This window comes from Burkholderia sp. BCC1985 (assembly GCF_905339915.1).
Lineage (GTDB): Bacteria > Pseudomonadota > Gammaproteobacteria > Burkholderiales > Burkholderiaceae > Burkholderia.
Window position 1 is genome coordinate 72,841 of record NZ_CAJPGY010000017.1, and the last position, 15,461, is coordinate 88,301.

A 15,461-nucleotide genomic window follows, 5' to 3' on the forward strand; every position below is an offset into this window, starting at 1 on the left:
GCGCGGCGGCGCGCCGCTGACGTCACACCGTGCGCAGCTTCGATACGCGCCGGTTCTGCAGCATCACCAGGCGTTCCATGTACGCGAGATCCTTCGGCTCGATCGTGAACGCCGCGTGCACCCATTCCTCGGTGATGTCCATCAGCTCGGAACGCGTGAGATGGAACACGCGTTCGCGGGCGCGCAGCATCGCGCGCACGCCGTTCAGCTTCGGCTTCATCACGTCGATGAAGGTGCGTGTCGCGAGATACGCGTCGCCCGCGTCGAACGTCTGGTCGATCAGCCCGCGATCCTCGTACCACTCGGCCGCATGCGCCTCGCCGGACGAGATCAGCGCTTCCGCGAGCCCGCGGTCCGCCTTGCGCGCGACCAGCGAATAGCCGCCCATGCCCGGGAACAGGTTGAACGCGATCTCGGGGAAGCCGAGCTTCACGCCCTTCTGCGCGAGCATGTAGTGGTGCGCGAGGGCGGCCTCGAAGCCGCCGCCCAGCGCGCTGCCCTCGACCATCGCGATCGAGATCGCCCCGGTGCCGAAGCCCGTGTAGATCTCGTATACGCCGTCGATGCACGAGCGCGCGTAGGCCATCAGCTGGTCGCGGCGGCCGCAGCGGATCGCGTCGACGAAGAAGCTCAGGTCGCCGCCGACGTTGAACAGCTCGGGGACGAGCGAGCCCGTCACCCAGAAGTCGAACGGCAGGCCCGAGTCGCGTGCGACGCGCGCGAGATGGATGATGTCGGTGACGAGTTGCTGGTTGAAGCACGGCCGCGGCTCCGATCGCAGCATCATCCACATGACGTTGCGGCCTTCTTCGTAGAACGCGGTCAGTTGCGTGAGTTCGCCTGCTTCGTAAAACGGACGGCACGCCGGATGGGATTGGAGTTGCATGGTATGTCCTCGAGAGATGTGGTTTTTCAGAGACCGACGCGGCCGGCGACGTGGAAACCTGCCCCCGCACGGCGCCGGCCGCGAGGCACCGCCATTGTTGCGCGCGCACAAATGTCGAATTGCGGGGAACAACGCATGACGGGGGCGCGGGCGGGTATCGCGTCCGGCGCGAACCGTGCGGGTCATGCGGGCGATGCGAACGATGTGGTCGATGTGATCGCCCGGCGGGAGAACCGTGATGAGAGGTGGGCGGGATCGGGCCGGTGGTCGTCCGGGGCGGTGAAGGTGGTGAAGGCAGCGAAGGCGGCGAAGGCAGCGAAGGCAGCGAAGGCGGCTGCGATGACGATGCCGTGCGCGATCCGCGCGATCGGCCGGCGGGCGGTACGGGCACGCCGCTTCGGCCGACGCGCGGCGTGCCGGACGCTTACGCGGTGAAAGCGACGCCGTGCCGCCGACCACGTCTCATGGATTGTGCGGACTGGTGCAGCGGCCGGGCGTCGGCTAGCTTTAGAAGATGACGCCGCCGCGCCCGGCGTCCCGGGAGGGGACCGTGACCGCATTCCAGAAGATGTGGCAGCTGCTCGTCGGAAAGCCGCTGGACCCGCTCGATCCGCGCACGCGCCATGCGATCGCGGTGACGCCGTTGCTGGCCTGGGTCGGGCTCGGCGCGGACGGCCTGTCGTCGTCGTGCTACGGCCCGGAGGAGGCGTTCCTCGCGCTCGCGCACCACACGCCGCTTGCGCTGTTCCTCGCCTGCGCCACCGCGGCGACCGTGTTCATCATCGCGCTCGGCTACAACCAGGTGATCGAGCTGTTCCCGACCGGCGGCGGCGGCTATCGCGTCGCGACCTCGCTGCTCGGGTCGAAGCCGGGGCTCGTGTCGGGCGCGGCGCTGCTGGTCGACTACGTGCTGACCGTCGCGACGTCGCTCGCGAGCGGTGTCGACGCGTTCTTCAGCCTGCTGCCGGTCGGTGCGCAGGCGTTCAAGCTCACGACCGAGATCGTGCTGATCCTGCTGATGACGGGGCTCAACTTCCGCGGGATGCGCGAATCGATCATGGTGCTGCTGCCGATCTTCATCGGCTTCGTCGTGCTGCATTTCGGGCTGATCGTGTACGGCGTCGCGGTGCACGGCAGCGCGCTGGCGACGATCGTGCCCGACGCGGTGCACGAGGCGCACGGGATGTCGCAATCGCTCGGCGTGTTCGTGATGCTCGCATTGCTGATGCGCGCGTTCTCGCTCGGCGGCGGCACCTATACGGGCCTCGAGGCCGTGTCGAACAACGTGAACATGCTCGCGGATCCGCGCGTGCCGAACGGCAAGGCGACGATGTGGTACATGTCGACGTCGCTCGCGTTCACGGCCGGCGGCATCATCCTGCTGTACATGCTGTGGCACGCACGGCCCGTCGAAGGCGAGACGCTCAATGCGGTCGTGTTCGGCAGCGTGATCGATCATCTCGGGCTCGGCTCCGCGTTCGCGCGCCACGCGCTGCTCGCGGCGGTGCTCGCGTTCGAGGCAGGGCTGCTGCTGGTCGGCGCGCAGACGGGTTTTCTCGACGGGCCGGCGGTGCTGTCGAACATGGCGTCGGACTCGTGGGTGCCGCGCCATTTCCGCGACCTGTCGACGCGCCTCGTGCGGCAGAACGGCATCATCGTCGTCGGCCTGTCGGGCCTGCTGATCCTGCTGTGGACGCACGGCAGCGTCGACGTGCTCGTCGTGCTGTACAGCATCAACGTGTTCCTCACGTTCAGCATGTCGCTGCTGGGGCTGTGCACGTACTGGTGGCGCCATCGCAGCGAGCGCGGCTGGTTCAAGCACTTCTTCCTGTCGGCGCTCGGGTTCAGCGTGACGTCGACGGTGCTCGTCATCACGCTGATCGAGAAGTTCACGGCCGGCGGCTGGCTCACGGTGCTCGTGACGAGCGCGGTGATCGCGCTGTGCGTCATGATCAATCGCCACTACGCGTACACGCGCGCGCAGCTCGCGAAGGAAGACGCGCTGTTCTCGGGGCCGCCGCCGGAAGTCGACGAGGCGACGGCGCCGGGCAAGCCCGATCCGTCGCAGCCGACGGCCGTGCTGCTGGTCGGCAAGCATCGCGGCGCGAGCATGCATGCGCTGCTGTGGGTCAACCGGCTGTTTCCCGGGCACTTTCGCAACGTGATCTTTCTCGCGGTGGGCGAGGTCGATGCGAAGGCGTACGACGGGCACGAGCATCTCGAGCGGCTGCGGCACACAATCACCGAAGCGCTCGACTATTACGTCGCGCACTGCCGCCGCAACGGCATCGCGGCCGACTACCGGATCGCGTTCGGCACGAACCCGGTCGTCGAATTCATGAACCTCGCGTCGTCGACGCTCGATGCCTATCCGAACGCGGTGTGCTTCGCGAGCAAGCTGATTTTCAGGCGCGTGAATTTCCTGACCGCGTGGCTCCACAACCAGACGCCGGTCGAACTGCAGGCGCGGCTGCACGTCGAGGGGCGGCAGATGGTGTTGTTGCCGATGAACGTCGGGTAGCGATGCACGCGGGAGACACCCGCGCACGCTTGGAAACGATTCAACATGACGTGGCGCGTCAGAACGTTCAGTATTCGAAAGCTTTTGCCCGTTTTCCCGGAAAGATTTGATAAGATGCGCGCGCTTCGACGCCATCAACAGAACGACAAATCCTTTCCGAGGGGCTCAATGAAGAACGCAGCATCGTCCGTATTCCATGTCGCGCGCCGTGGCCGCAACGCACTGTTCGCCGCCGCGCTGCTGTCGCTTTCGTCGCTGGCGAGCGCCGGCGGCGACAAGCCGGGTGCGAAAGATCATCCGTTGCTCACGCGTTTCGCTGGCGCGACCATCACCGCATATTCGCAGACGCCGTTCGACGAGGCGTTCCTGCCGAACCAGCCGATCGACGACGAGAGGACCGCCAAGGGCCTGAATCTCGAAGGCAAGATCACGCGGATCTCGTACGCGATCGACGGCGGCCGGTCGACGCTGGAAGTCGAGCGCAACTATCTCGACGCGCTGCAGAAGGGCGGCTTCCAGATTCTGTTCCGCTGTACGGCGGAGCAGTGCGGAAAGAGCGGCGGCAGCGACTTCCAGAGCGTCGTGATCAATTCCGGCCGGCTGCGGCAGGCGGGCGGCGGCGACGCGAACTTCGGCGACAAGCACCGCACGATCCTCGCGAAGCTGCCGCGAGCGTCCGGCGATGCGTATGTGTTCCTGCACATCATGGACAATTCGGCATCGAACAAGCGCACGCTCGTCTACGAGGAAGTCGTCGAAGTGAAGCCGATGCAGACCGGGCAAGTCAAGGTGCTCGATTCCGGTGCGCTGCAGAAGGGCCTCGTCGCGACGGGCAAGGTCGCGCTGTACGGCATCTACTTCGACACCGACAAGGCGCAGGTGAAGCCCGAGTCGAAGCCGCAGCTCGACGAGATGGCGAAGCTGCTGACGGCAAACCAGGCGCTGAAGGTGTACATCGTCGGCCATACCGACAATCAAGGGCAGTTCGCGCACAACGCCGACCTGTCGCAAAAGCGTGCGGAGGCCGTCGCACAGGCACTGGCGACGACCTACAAGATCGCGCCGGCGCGGCTCGTCGCGAAGGGTGTCGGGTCGCTGTCGCCGGTTGCGTCCAACGGCGACGACGCCGGCCGCGCGCAGAACCGCCGCGTCGAACTCGTGCAGCAATAACGCACGCCGGACCGGGCGCACGCGCTGCGCGAACGAACAGGGCCGCGGCAACGCGACCGTGACGGGCGATGTGACGCCGACGCGCTACGACCTCAACGGGCAATTGCACGGGCAGCATGCACAGGCCGGCGCATACACGCTCGCGTGGACGTGGCGCGGCAAGCACGTCGGCGATTGCCATTGAACGCAACGACGCTCGACGCGCAAGCAGCCGGACCGCGAGCGCCCTTCTGCGCCCGTTGATGTCCTCGAGAAACATGTGCCGCCATTCCGGGGCTGTACGCTTGAAGGGGCTCGACGTGCGCGGCGCGCTTTCCGCTTACGAATGGTGATGCGTATGCGAGCGTGCCGAGCGCTGCGACGAGCGGTGCAGCAGCCGGTCGCGCGTGCGGTCGCGGCTGCGCCGTTCCGCGAAGAACAGCACCGCGAACACGAGGACCGCGAGCATCAGGATGATCGCGACGATAGCGTTTTCCATGTCGCCTCCGGCAGGTAGGGGCCGGTGCCGGTCGTTCCGACCCCGGGCCGCGAACGCGCACACGGCGCAGCGGAAACGGGGGGCAAGAACGAGGGCCAGGCCGCGTTCGCGTCAGCATCGGCATCGCTTCGATCAGCGCGATTCCGAGCCGCGCGCCGATCGCGGCGCCGACACGTTCAGGATGCCACCGTTCGAGATGCAGCGCACCGATCGGGATCACGCCCGGCAGCGCGAACGCGATCACGAGATAACCGATTTCGAATTCGTGTCGATCGGCACGATGTCTCCATCCCCATGTCGGCGTGTCGAATTCACCCGATCGTCATGCGTTTCGGCGACCTCGCACGCGCGCGTTACGCGCCCAAATAATATGTCGCGACATGACATAAATGGCGATCGCGCAGCCAGCAGGGCGCGAAAGTGCGACAGTCATGCCTGCATGACGCAGGCGTGCTTCCTCGTGCGCCCGGTGCATGGCGGCGCGGGCCGCCGCCCCGTGGCTTGACGCTCGCGGGCACGTCACCCACACTGGGTTGAACGACGGGGCGCGGCGCGCCAATGCGTGCCCGTTGCGTCCCGACCTGAGCACGAAACGCGCGGAGAGCTTCGACGTGGTGCGTTTTCCGTTCCGATCGACCGGCAGGCTGCCGGGTCGCGCCGCAACGCTCGCGGTTGCCGTGACCGCGGTCGCGCTGGCGTTCGTGCGTCCCGCGTTCGCCGACGCGGGCGATGCAGCGCCCGTCACGCTCGTCAGCGACGTCCATGTATTCGTGATCCAGCACGACGGCTCGCTCGACGAGGAAGACGATTCGACACTGCGCGCGAACGATGCGAACGGGATCGATGCGATCGCGCAGCGTTACGTGTGGTTCGACAAGAACCTCGAGAAGGTCGACCTGGTCGCGGCCGAGACGATCGATCGCGACGGCGTCGCGCATCCGGTCGGTCCGGAAGGCATCCGCGATGTGCAGGAGCCGCGCTCGGCCGGCGCGCCGACGTTCCAGGACGGGCTGTTGCGCACCGTCGTGTTTCCCGGCGTCGAAGCCGGATCGAGCACGCGCATCGCGTTCCGCAAGTCGCGCACGAAGCCGGTCAATGCAGGCTACTTCGGCTACTACGTCGAACCGTCGCGCGAGCCGGTGGAGAACCAGCGGCTGATCTTCGACGTGCCGGCCGACATGCCGCTGCATGCGGACGCACGCGGTTACGTCGCGCTGCCGCCGGTGACCGCGAACGGCCGCACGCGCTACGCATTCGAATACCGGCACGGTACGTACGACCGGATCGAGAGCGGCTCGGTCGGCTATCCGACCTACGGCGACCGGCTCGTGGTGTCCACGCTACCCGACTACGCGGCGTTCGCCGCGCGCTACCGCAACGCGGCCGTCGACCCGGGCGCAAACGATCCGGCCGTCGTGCAACTGGCGCGCGCGCTCACCGCCGGCACCACCGATCCGCGCGAGCGCGCGCGCATCCTGTACGACTGGGTGCAGGCGAACGTGCGTTACGTCGCGCTTTTTCTCGGCGAGACGGCGGCCGCGCCGCACCGCGTGACCGACATCCTGCGCAACCGCTACGGCGACTGCAAGGACCACGTCGCGCTGTTCGGCGCGTTGCTCGCGGCGGCCGGCATCCGCAGCGAAGCGGTGCTGATCAATCTCGGCTCCGTGTACACGCTGCCGTCGGTGCCCGGTTACGGCGGCGGCGCGATCAATCACGCGATCACGTGGCTGCCCGATCTCGGCGTCTACGCGGACACCACGACGGCCGGCATCGCGTTCGGCTACCTGCCGCCGATCGTGATGGACCGGCCGGCGCTGCTCGTCGACACCGGCGTGCTGTCGCGCACGCCGGCCACGCAGCCGAAGCACCGCGCCGCGCGCGTGGAGATCGATGCCGCGCAACCGGGCGCCGCGCGGTTTCATGCGCGCGTCGAGGACGACGGCTGGACCGCGGAACTCGAACGCACGCTGTTTCGCCGGGCGGCGCCCGACCGCGTCCGGCAGCTCGCGAACGAACGCCTGCGGCAAAGCGGGCTGCGCGGCCGCGCGCAGATCGCGACGAGCGATCGCCGTGCGACGGACGGGCCGTTCGACGTCACGTATGCCGGCACGCTCGATCACTTCGTGTGGCCGGACGGCACGACCGCCGTGCCCGCGTTGTCGAGCCTCACGGGCGGCATCGCGACGCAGGTCGAGGGCTGGCTGGCCGAGCCCGTGCGCACGCAGCCGTGGGCATGCATCGGCGGCACGTTCGACGAGACCGGCCAGGTCGCGCTGCCGGCCGACGTCGCGGTGACCGACCTGCCGGCCGATACGGCCGTGCACGACCGTTTCGTCGAGTTCACGTCGCATTACGTATTCGATGCGGCCGCGCATGTCGTGCAGGTCACGCGGAGGATGAAGGCCGAGTTCGGCCGCCAGGTCTGCACGCCCGACGCGTTCACCGCGCTGCGCGCGTCGCTCGAACGCATCGAACGCGATACGCAGGCGCAGATCGTCGTGCGGGCCAGGCAACGTTGAAGGTCGGGCGCGGCGCACGCGGCGCCCGGTGCAATCGCGCGTGCGGCCGAAGCCGGCCGGCGCGCAGGAGACGAACATGACGGAACGGGAACACGAGATCGCCGACCTGTCGAAGGAATTGCTGGGCCGGATCGTGCAGGGTGCGGTGACGAACGGCGCGCCGGTGGATGCGCAACAGTGCGCGGCGCTGGCCGTGAAGTGCGCGACGGCGCTGATCGACGAACTCGACGCGCGCAGCGGCTGAGCAGGATCGTCACGCGCGGCGACCGATCGTGCGATGCCGGGGCGACCCGGCAGGCGTTCGCTGCGCCGTGCGTTGCGCGTGACGCGTTACACGTCACGCATCGGCGTGCGTGTCGCCTTCGGCACGCACCGCGCCCGGCGGCCTGCCGACCACGCGCTTGAACGCGCGGCTGAACGCGGCGAGCGACCCGTAGCCGAGCCGGTACGCCACCGCTTCGATCGTCTCGCCCTCGCGGGCGATCCACTGCGCGGCGAGCCGCATCCGCAACTCGGTCAGGTAACGCACCGGCGTCATTCCGGTGGCCGCGAGAAAGCGCTCGGCGAATACCGAGCGCGACACGCCCGCTTCGGCGGCGAGTTCCGCGACGCTCCAGTTGCGCCCCGGATCGCGATGCAGCGCGACGATCGCGCGGCCGAGCTTCGGCTCGCGCAACGCCTGCACCCAGCCCGTCGCGTCGCCGCATCCGCACTCGACCCAGCCGCGCACGATGAACGCGGCGACCACATCCGCGAGCCGCGCGAGGATGCCCGCGAAACCCGCGCGCGCGGCGCACGATTCGCGCTCCATCGCGTCGAGCATCGGGCGGATTTCCGGGTAACGCGCGAGCAGCGTGCCGACGTGCATGAATGCCGGCATCGTCCCGACGAGCGGCTGCATGCCGCCGAGATCGAGCTCCATGCACGCGCTGAAGATCAGCGCATCGCCGGCGGCCGGCTCCGTCGCGGCGCAGGTCGTCGCGCCCACCGACGCGACCGTGTCGCAGATCTTCGCGGCCGCGAAGCCGCCGATCTCGCGGCACGGCGCGTCCGGATCGGACACCAGCGCATGCGTGCGGCCGTGCGGCAGCAGGATCGCGTCGCCGGCCTCGAGCCGCACCGTCGTGCCGTCCGCGTCGCGCAGCAGCACGGGCCCGCGCCCGACGAAATGGAACTGCGCGCGGCCCGGCGCATGGCCGAAGCTCAGCCCGAACGGCCGCGGCACCTGGATCCGGCGGTACTGCACGCCGCTCAGGCGCATCCCCAGCAGCAACTCGCTGACGAGGTCGTGTACGTCGGGCACGGGGGGAAGCAAGGGCTCGGACATCGCGAGATTCGGACGATCGATCAACAAGAACGGATTGTATGTCATAGACCGTCCTGTCGCTGTTCCTTACGATACGCCCTCATCAGTACTTTCCCTAACCGACACGGAACCCCGCATGAATCCCGGAATCTCCTCGGCCGCTTCGACGGCGGCCCCCCGTGAACCGGCCTGGGGCGCGGTATTCGCGATGACGCTCGGCGTGTTCGGCCTCGTCACCGCCGAATTCCTGCCCGCGAGCCTGCTCACGCCGATGGCCGACAGCCTCGGCGTGACCGAAGGCGTGGCCGGCCAGGCCGTCACGGCCACCGCGACGGTCGCGCTCGTCACGAGCCTGCTGATCTCGGCGCTGACGCGCACGATCGACCGCCGGCGCGTGCTGCTCGCGTTCTCGGTGCTGCTCGTCGCGTCCAATCTCGCGGTCGCGTTCGCGCCCGACCTGACGACGCTGCTGATCGGCCGCGTCGTGCTCGGCGTCGCGCTCGGCGGTTTCTGGACGATGGCGACGGCCACCGCGATGCGGCTCGTGCCGACCGCGATGGTGCCGCGTGCGCTGTCGATCATCTTCAGCGGCGTGGCGGTCGCGACGATCGCGTCCGCGCCGATGGGCAGTTATTTCGGGCACCTGATCGGCTGGCGCAACGTGTTCCTGATCGCGGCCGGGCTCGGCGCGCTCGCGTTCGTGTCGCAGGTCATGACGCTGCCGTCGATGCCGCCGAGCGGCACCACGCGGCTGCGCACGCTCGTCGACGTGCTGCGCCGGCCGACCGTCGGCCTCGGGATGTTCGCGACGATCCTCGTGTTCACCGGGCATTTCGCGTTCTTCACGTATCTGCGGCCGTTCCTCGAACAGGTCGCGGGCGTCGGCGTGAACGGGCTGTCGGCGATCCTGCTCGGCTACGGGATCGCGAACTTCGTCGGCACGTCGCTCGCCGGGCGCGTGCTCGAGCATCGGCTGCGGCCGATGCTGATCGGGATGCCCGCGCTGATGGTCGTGCTCGGCGTCGCGCTCGTCGCGCTCGGCCGCGCGCCGATGATCGACGCGGTGCTCGTCGCGTTGTGGGGGATGGCGTTCGGCGGCGTGCCGGTCGCCTGGTCGACGTGGGTCACGCGCACCGTGCCCGACGAAGCCGAGAGCGCGGGCGGGCTGATCGTCGCGGCGATCCAGCTCGCGATCGCGACGGGCGCGGCGGCCGGCGGCGTCGTGTTCGACGCGAACGGCGCGGGCGGCGTGTTCCTGGGCGCGGCGGCGGTGCTGGCCGTGGCGGTCGCGACGATCGTGACCGGCGTGCCGAAGCGGGTCGGCGTGGCGCCGGCGCTGGCCGAGTGACGGATTGCGGCACGCCGATGCGCGCGGTCGCGCATCGGCTAGTGGCGCGGCGAGGTCGCGCACTAGCCGGCCCGAGTTATGCGGCGTGGCGTTGCCGAGTCGGTCGCGTTCGGCGGATAGCGGGACAGGACGCCTCCTGGGCGATGTGCGCCGCCGGCATGGCGGCGCGACGCCCGAAGCGTGCTTTCGGCATCTGCTCGCTGTCGACGAAACCGCCGGAAACCTACGCGCTGTGGCTCGCGACCGTCATCGACGGCGCGCTCAGCGGCGGGCCGGCACTGCATGCGCACAGGCGCGTGCGCTTCCTGCAGGAATGCGCGCAACTGCTGATGCCGAAGAAGGGCCGGAAGTGAATGACGTGACGCGCCGCTTCAGCCGCGCGTAGCCGGATCCTCCGACAGCGCGCGCAACTGGCCGCGCAACACATCGACTGCTTCCGGCGCGAACGGCCGTTCGATCTCGGTATGGGTCTGCTGCCAGAGCGGGAACGCTTCGGCCAGCAACTGATGACCGGCCGGCGTGAGTTCGAGCAGGCGGCTGCGCTTGTCGTCCGGATCCGTCGTGATCGTGAGCAGCCCGCGCCGCTCGAGCGGCTTGAGCGCGGCGGTCAGCGTGGTGCGATCCATCGCGAGCAATGACGCGACCGATTTCATCGCGGCCGGCTGCGGCCGGTTCAGCGACATCAGCAGCGAGAACTGGCCGTTGGTGAGATCCAGCGGACGCAGCACATCGTCGAAGATGCGCGCGAGATTGCGCGCCGCGCGCTGCATGTGCAGGCACAGGCAGCAATCGCGCACCATCAGCGTCGTTTCGAAAGGGAGCTTTTCTTTGCGTGCCATGTTGCAATTGTGTTGATATCAACCTATTGTGTCAAGGGCGAGGTGCGGCAGCCCGCCGTGCCCGCCATCGGACGGAGGAAGCATGAGTGCTCAACAGCAGTTGTATCTCGCGGTATTCCTCGGCAGCAAGGATAGCCCGGGGATGAAGGCGTGGATGGCGTTGCCGGAGGACGAGCGGCGCACGCGGGAGCGCGAAGGGATCGCCGCGTGGCATGCGTGGGTCGAGCGGCATCGCGACGCGATCGTCGAGCCCGGCGGGCCGCTCGGCAAGACCAAGACGATCGGCAAGGGCGGCGTGACGGACACTTCCAATGCGATGAGCGGCTTCACGGTCGTGCGTGCCGCATCGCACGACGCGGCCGCCGCGCTGTTCGAGGGCCATCCGCATTTCACGCTGTTCCCGGGCGATGCGATCGACGTGATGCCGGTGCTCCCGGTACCCGGCATGTGAGCGGCGACAGGCGCTGCATGCGTGGGCGAAGCGGCCGAAGTGATCGAAGCGTTCGAAGCATTCACATCATTCAAAGCATTCGAAGCGGCCGATTGGCCGTCGCCTGCGCGCGGCGATTTTTCCCGACATTATCGATGGAGACATTGCGATGAAGCTTTACGGATTCGCCGGCACGCGCACGCAACGCGCGCTCTGGGGGCTCAAGGAACTGGACGCGGATTTCGAGTTCGTGTCGGTCAACCTGCTAAAAGGCGAGCACAAGCGGCCCGAATTCCTGCGCCTCAATCCGGCCGGCAAGGTGCCCGTGCTGGTGGACGGCGACCTCGTGATTCCCGAGTCGGCCGCGATCGTGCTGTATCTCGCGGACAAGTACCCGGAGAAGGCGCTGCTGCCCCTCGATCTCGCTTTGCGCGCGCAGGCCTATCGATGGGTCATGTTCGCGGTGACGGAGCTTGAGCAGCCGCTGTGGCGGATTACGCGCCATTCGTTCCTCTATCCGCCGGAAAAGCGCTCGCCGGCCGATATCGAGCTGGCACGCGAGGATTTCGCGACGATGGCCGCGATCCTCGACAAGCATCTGGAAGGGCGCGAATTCATCGTCGGCGACACGCTGACGGTGGCCGATTGCGTGACGGTCTACCTGATCGACTGGGCGAGCGAATGCCACCTGATCGAACCGTTCCCGCAATTGCGTGCGTATCTCGAGCGGCTTTATGCGCGGCCGAAGGCGCCGCAACGGATCGCGGACGCACGCAAGGCGGCGTGAAGCGGCGGTCGGTCATGTCGACGGGCGTGATCGACCGCGGCCGCGCGATCTCGCGGGCTTGCGGTTACGACACCGCGTCAGGCGCACCCAGCGCGCGACACAGCACCGACAAGTCGCGAACGGTCAGATGCGGCGACGGGGCACGATGCGCAGCGTGCTCCGCTTGCGACCCCGCGTCACGTACGACCCACGCCGCCTGAAGCCCCGCATTCAACGCGCCGACGATATCGAGGTGAAAGTCGTCGCCGACGTGCAGCAGTTCCGCCGCAGGCACGCCGAGCGTCGCGGCGGCCGCATGGAAGATTTCCGGCTCGGGCTTCGCGAACCCGAACGCACGCGCGCTGAGCGTTTCACGGAAGAACTCGCCGCCGCCGGTCAGTTGAAGGTCCGCATTGCCGTTCGTCACCGCGATCAGCGGAAACCGCGCGCTCAGCCACGCGAGCGCCGGCAATGCATCGTCGAAGAACTCGACCTGGTTTCGCGCCGAATAGAACACGTCGTAGGCGCGGTCGGTCAGTGAGACGTCTTCGTTCGCGCGCTCCAGCGCCAGCCGGATCGATCCGATGCGCAACGCGCGATAGTCGCCGACGAGATCCGGCCGCGAGCGTTCGTATTCATCGCGCAGTTGGGCCAGCGTCTGCGACGTCGGCAGCACGCTCGCGGTATCGGGTGCGTGCGCGATCAGCCACGCATGCAGCGACGCCTCGGCCCGTGCGACGGAAGGGCCGAACGGCCATAGCGTGTCGTCGAGATCGAACGAGATGGCGGAAACTTTGGATAGACGCATGGCGATGGAAGATATCACGCCGTTGCCGTTCACCACGGCCACGGGATCGAGCGTCCCGTGCCGCGCTCGACGGCGTGCCGATACAGGAAGCGCGCCACGGTCAGGTCCTGCAGCGCGAGCCCCGTCATGTCGAATACGGTGATCTCGCTCGGCGAGCGATCGACCGACACGGTCCCGGCGAGCACGTCGCCGATTTCGGTGCGCGGCAGATCGGGCGCCCATTGGCACTCGCCGATGCCGCGCGCCTGCTCGTGATCGTCCACGAAAATGCGCGCGCGCTGCAGCACGCCTTCGGGAAGCTCGCGCTTGCCCGCGGTGTCCGCGCCGACGCAGGTCAGGTGGGTGCCGGGCTGAACCGCGTCCGCATCGAACAGCGGGCCGCCGCCCGGCGTGGCCGTGATGACCACGTCGCTGTCGGCCACCGCATCGTTTCGGTCTCGTGCGACGCGGATGTCGCAGCGTTCGCGGAATGCCGATTCGAACACCGCGTCCGCTTCGCCGCGCGCGTTCACGTACTGCACCGCGCACCGTTGCGGCAGCAGCCTGAGCGCATGGTCGAGCTGGACGCGCGCCTGCACGCCGGTGCCGAACACGCAGATGCGCGTACTGTCGCGGCGGGCCAGCGCCTGCAGGCCCAGGCCGCCGGCCGCGCCGGTCCGGGCGGTGGTGATCGCGTTGCCGTCCATGATGCAGAGCGGGCGGCCGGTGGCCGGATCGAACAGCGCGATCGTCGCCTGGTGCGGCTCACCGCCCAGGCTGCGATTGCCGGGCCAGAATCCGGCCGCCTTGAAGCCGAGCAGATCCTGGCTCGCGACGTCGCCCGACTTGATGCCGAACACGCCGCCGGTATGCAGCTTCTCGCGCACGACCGGGAACACGCGCCCTGCGCGTTGGCTGTGCAGCACGAAGGCTTCGCGGACCGCCGCCATCACGTGTTCGGCTTGAAGGGCCGGTTCGACGACATCCCGGTCGAGAAGAAGGAGGTGGGCGTCTGTCGGCATGGTGGGGAGCCTGTGCAGGTGCAATGTGAATCGCGGCTTTATAGTTTGTATAGATTTGGACAAATAGTCAATGTCGGGAGGGAGGGCGGGCGCGCGGCGGCCGATTGCATCGCCGGACATCGGCGTATCACTTCGCCGCACCGGCGAACGCCACCGCGCCGCCTCGTGCTTACCACCCGTAGAAGCGCGGCCAGTTCCGCACGGTGCCGTCGTCGCCGAGCGCGTGATATTCCGGATGTTGCGCGCCGGTTGCGCACGCGTGGTTCGGCAGGATCCGTAAACGGCTCCCGATCGGAAACCGCGTCGCGATATCCGTGTCCGGCGTCCCGATGCGGGACACGATGCCGTGCTCCTGATTGGCGGCGCTCATCACGTATTCGCCGAGCACGTCGCCGTCTTCGCTACACACCTGCCCGTAGCCGAAATCCCGCGCCTGCCGCTGCGTGCCGCGATCGCGGCTCATCGCCATCCAGCCCGCGTCGACGATGACCCAGCCTTTTTCTTCCTGGTGCCCGATGACGGTGGTCAGCACCGACAGCGCGATGTCGGACAGTGCGCACACGCCGACGTTGTGCATCACGAGGTCGAACAGCACGTACACGCCCGCGCGGACTTCGGTCACGCCGTCGAGGCGCTCCGCGGACAGCGCGGTCGGCGTCGAACCGATGCTGACGACCGGACAGGGCAGCGCGGCGGCCCTGAGGCGATCCGCGGCGTGCACGGTCCGGCTGCGCTCCTGTTCGGCGATCGCGACCAGCGCGTCGCGGGTGTCGTATTCGTAGCTGGAGCCGGCGTGCGCGAGCACGCCGCCGAGCGTCATGCCGCCGTCGACCAGCGCGCGGCCGACGTCGATCAGCAGATCGTCGTCGGGGGCGATCCCCGAGCGATGGCCGTCGACGTCGACCTCGATCCAGACTTCGAAGCGCTCGCCGTGCGCGCGCCCGAATTCGGCGATCGCGTGCGCGGCCGGCAGGCTGTCGGCGACGATCTTCAGGTCGCACCCCAGCCGGCGCAACGCGAGCGCCTGGCCGAGCTTCGCGGGAATCATGCCGACCGCATAGACGATGTCGCGCACGCCGCCCGCGAAGAATTGCTCGGCTTCCTTCAGCGTCGAAACCGTGATGCCTCGCGCACCGGCCGCGACCTGCGCGTCGACGACGTGCTGGCACTTGGTGGTCTTCACGTGCGGTCGGAACCGGACGCCGAGCGCGTCCAGATGCGCCTGCATGCGCGCGATGTTGTCACGCATGCGGCCGACGTCGATCAATGCGGCGGGGGTATTGAGAAGGAGGGGAATGCCCATGATGCGTTGCCTCGGTGGATTGCCGACAGCGAACACAGTAGGACGTTTGGCGCGCAGCGTGTTTAACGCGTGACAAATCGAGC

At 68.2% G+C, this 15,461-nt stretch carries 17 protein-coding genes; 10 read left to right on the top strand and 7 right to left on the bottom strand.

Annotated elements, in window-relative coordinates; genetic code table 11:
* Nucleotides 1-22: 22 nt before the first annotated feature.
* On the bottom strand, nt 23-886 hold the full coding sequence (locus U4Z31_RS19185) for a crotonase/enoyl-CoA hydratase family protein (protein ID WP_321811080.1): 864 nt from the start codon (nt 884-886) through the stop codon (nt 23-25).
* Between the two features lie 135 nt (nt 887-1,021).
* Between U4Z31_RS19185 and U4Z31_RS19190 the strand changes: the two genes are divergently transcribed.
* The 4 genes from U4Z31_RS19190 (at nt 1,022) to U4Z31_RS19205 (ending at nt 4,761) form a co-directional block, all read left to right on the top strand.
* On the top strand, nt 1,022-1,321 hold the full coding sequence (locus tag U4Z31_RS19190) for a hypothetical protein (RefSeq protein ID WP_321811081.1): 300 nt from the start codon (nt 1,022-1,024) through the stop codon (nt 1,319-1,321).
* Between the two features lie 115 nt (nt 1,322-1,436).
* Nucleotides 1,437-3,407 (top strand): APC family permease, encoded by a 1,971-nt coding sequence (locus U4Z31_RS19195; RefSeq protein WP_321811082.1) that lies wholly within the window; start codon nt 1,437-1,439, stop codon nt 3,405-3,407.
* A gap of 168 nt (nt 3,408-3,575) precedes the next feature.
* Entirely contained in the window at nt 3,576-4,577 is a 1,002-nt protein-coding gene (locus tag U4Z31_RS19200; RefSeq protein ID WP_321811083.1) for an OmpA family protein, read from the top strand.
* A gap of 58 nt (nt 4,578-4,635) precedes the next feature.
* Entirely contained in the window at nt 4,636-4,761 is a 126-nt protein-coding gene (locus U4Z31_RS19205) for a hypothetical protein (protein WP_321796664.1), read from the top strand.
* A gap of 135 nt (nt 4,762-4,896) precedes the next feature.
* Here the strand turns inward: U4Z31_RS19205 and U4Z31_RS19210 are convergent, their stop codons facing one another.
* Nucleotides 4,897-5,055 carry a hypothetical protein gene (locus U4Z31_RS19210; protein ID WP_185500344.1) on the bottom strand — a complete coding sequence of 53 codons (159 nt, stop codon included), beginning with the start codon at nt 5,053-5,055 and terminating at the stop codon, nt 4,897-4,899.
* Nucleotides 5,056-5,666: 611 nt separating this feature from the next.
* On the opposite strand from U4Z31_RS19210, the gene U4Z31_RS19215 reads away from it, so the two are divergent.
* Nucleotides 5,667-7,577, top strand: a complete 1,911-nt coding sequence (locus U4Z31_RS19215; RefSeq protein ID WP_321811148.1) for a DUF3857 and transglutaminase domain-containing protein — start codon at nt 5,667-5,669, stop codon at nt 7,575-7,577.
* Between the two features lie 76 nt (nt 7,578-7,653).
* Nucleotides 7,654-7,821 (top strand): hypothetical protein, encoded by a 168-nt coding sequence (locus U4Z31_RS19220; RefSeq protein ID WP_185500345.1) that lies wholly within the window; start codon nt 7,654-7,656, stop codon nt 7,819-7,821.
* A gap of 93 nt (nt 7,822-7,914) precedes the next feature.
* Here U4Z31_RS19220 and U4Z31_RS19225 read toward each other — a convergent pair whose 3' ends face one another.
* The gene (locus tag U4Z31_RS19225) at nt 7,915-8,949 is read right to left on the bottom strand and encodes an AraC family transcriptional regulator (protein ID WP_124487704.1); all 1,035 of its coding nucleotides are present in this window, start codon (nt 8,947-8,949) and stop codon (nt 7,915-7,917) included.
* A gap of 70 nt (nt 8,950-9,019) precedes the next feature.
* Between U4Z31_RS19225 and U4Z31_RS19230 the strand changes: the two genes are divergently transcribed.
* Nucleotides 9,020-10,231, top strand: coding sequence for an MFS transporter (locus tag U4Z31_RS19230; RefSeq protein WP_321811084.1), 1,212 nt, complete (start codon nt 9,020-9,022; stop codon nt 10,229-10,231).
* Nucleotides 10,232-10,389: 158 nt separating this feature from the next.
* Nucleotides 10,390-10,584 (top strand): hypothetical protein, encoded by a 195-nt coding sequence (locus U4Z31_RS19235; protein ID WP_321811085.1) that lies wholly within the window; start codon nt 10,390-10,392, stop codon nt 10,582-10,584.
* An 18-nt stretch (nt 10,585-10,602) separates the two neighbouring features.
* Here the strand turns inward: U4Z31_RS19235 and U4Z31_RS19240 are convergent, their stop codons facing one another.
* Nucleotides 10,603-11,070: a MarR family winged helix-turn-helix transcriptional regulator gene (locus U4Z31_RS19240; RefSeq protein ID WP_044847277.1), complete on the bottom strand. Its 468-nt coding sequence runs from the start codon at nt 11,068-11,070 to the stop codon at nt 10,603-10,605.
* Between the two features lie 82 nt (nt 11,071-11,152).
* Here U4Z31_RS19240 and U4Z31_RS19245 point away from each other — a divergent pair, with 82 nt between their 5' ends.
* Together U4Z31_RS19245 and U4Z31_RS19250 are read left to right on the top strand one after the other, a co-directional pair.
* The gene (locus tag U4Z31_RS19245) at nt 11,153-11,521 is read left to right on the top strand and encodes a hypothetical protein (RefSeq protein ID WP_321811086.1); all 369 of its coding nucleotides are present in this window, start codon (nt 11,153-11,155) and stop codon (nt 11,519-11,521) included.
* Between the two features lie 148 nt (nt 11,522-11,669).
* Nucleotides 11,670-12,287, top strand: a complete 618-nt coding sequence (locus U4Z31_RS19250) for a glutathione S-transferase family protein (protein ID WP_321811087.1) — start codon at nt 11,670-11,672, stop codon at nt 12,285-12,287.
* A 64-nt stretch (nt 12,288-12,351) separates the two neighbouring features.
* Here U4Z31_RS19250 and U4Z31_RS19255 read toward each other — a convergent pair whose 3' ends face one another.
* The 3 genes from U4Z31_RS19255 to U4Z31_RS19265 form a co-directional block, all read right to left on the bottom strand.
* Nucleotides 12,352-13,074 (bottom strand): HAD family hydrolase, encoded by a 723-nt coding sequence (locus tag U4Z31_RS19255; protein WP_257771233.1) that lies wholly within the window; start codon nt 13,072-13,074, stop codon nt 12,352-12,354.
* A 29-nt stretch (nt 13,075-13,103) separates the two neighbouring features.
* A complete protein-coding gene (locus U4Z31_RS19260; protein ID WP_321811149.1) occupies nt 13,104-14,075 on the bottom strand; it encodes an ornithine cyclodeaminase family protein in 972 nt (323 codons plus the stop codon).
* A gap of 169 nt (nt 14,076-14,244) precedes the next feature.
* On the bottom strand, nt 14,245-15,378 hold the full coding sequence (locus U4Z31_RS19265; RefSeq protein WP_321811088.1) for a DSD1 family PLP-dependent enzyme: 1,134 nt from the start codon (nt 15,376-15,378) through the stop codon (nt 14,245-14,247).
* Between the last annotated feature and the right edge of the window lie 83 nt (nt 15,379-15,461).

What these genes read in the sequence shown, in the direction of transcription:
- U4Z31_RS19235 (WP_321811085.1), top strand. Translation starts at nt 10,390, where the DNA reads ATGGCGGCGCGACGCCCGAAGCGTGCTTTCGGCATCTGCTCGCTGTCG.
- U4Z31_RS19230 (WP_321811084.1), top strand. Translation starts at nt 9,020, where the DNA reads ATGAATCCCGGAATCTCCTCGGCCGCTTCGACGGCGGCCCCCCGTGAA.
- U4Z31_RS19260 (WP_321811149.1), bottom strand. Translation starts at nt 14,075, where the DNA reads ATGCCGACAGACGCCCACCTCCTTCTTCTCGACCGGGATGTCGTCGAA.
- U4Z31_RS19220 (WP_185500345.1), top strand. Translation starts at nt 7,654, where the DNA reads ATGACGGAACGGGAACACGAGATCGCCGACCTGTCGAAGGAATTGCTG.
- U4Z31_RS19255 (WP_257771233.1), bottom strand. Translation starts at nt 13,074, where the DNA reads ATGCGTCTATCCAAAGTTTCCGCCATCTCGTTCGATCTCGACGACACG.
- U4Z31_RS19190 (WP_321811081.1), top strand. Translation starts at nt 1,022, where the DNA reads ATGACGGGGGCGCGGGCGGGTATCGCGTCCGGCGCGAACCGTGCGGGT.
- U4Z31_RS19210 (WP_185500344.1), bottom strand. Translation starts at nt 5,055, where the DNA reads ATGGAAAACGCTATCGTCGCGATCATCCTGATGCTCGCGGTCCTCGTG.
- U4Z31_RS19245 (WP_321811086.1), top strand. Translation starts at nt 11,153, where the DNA reads ATGAGTGCTCAACAGCAGTTGTATCTCGCGGTATTCCTCGGCAGCAAG.
- U4Z31_RS19250 (WP_321811087.1), top strand. Translation starts at nt 11,670, where the DNA reads ATGAAGCTTTACGGATTCGCCGGCACGCGCACGCAACGCGCGCTCTGG.
- U4Z31_RS19200 (WP_321811083.1), top strand. Translation starts at nt 3,576, where the DNA reads ATGAAGAACGCAGCATCGTCCGTATTCCATGTCGCGCGCCGTGGCCGC.
- U4Z31_RS19185 (WP_321811080.1), bottom strand. Translation starts at nt 886, where the DNA reads ATGCAACTCCAATCCCATCCGGCGTGCCGTCCGTTTTACGAAGCAGGC.
- U4Z31_RS19225 (WP_124487704.1), bottom strand. Translation starts at nt 8,949, where the DNA reads ATGACATACAATCCGTTCTTGTTGATCGATCGTCCGAATCTCGCGATG.
- U4Z31_RS19265 (WP_321811088.1), bottom strand. Translation starts at nt 15,378, where the DNA reads ATGGGCATTCCCCTCCTTCTCAATACCCCCGCCGCATTGATCGACGTC.
- U4Z31_RS19240 (WP_044847277.1), bottom strand. Translation starts at nt 11,070, where the DNA reads ATGGCACGCAAAGAAAAGCTCCCTTTCGAAACGACGCTGATGGTGCGC.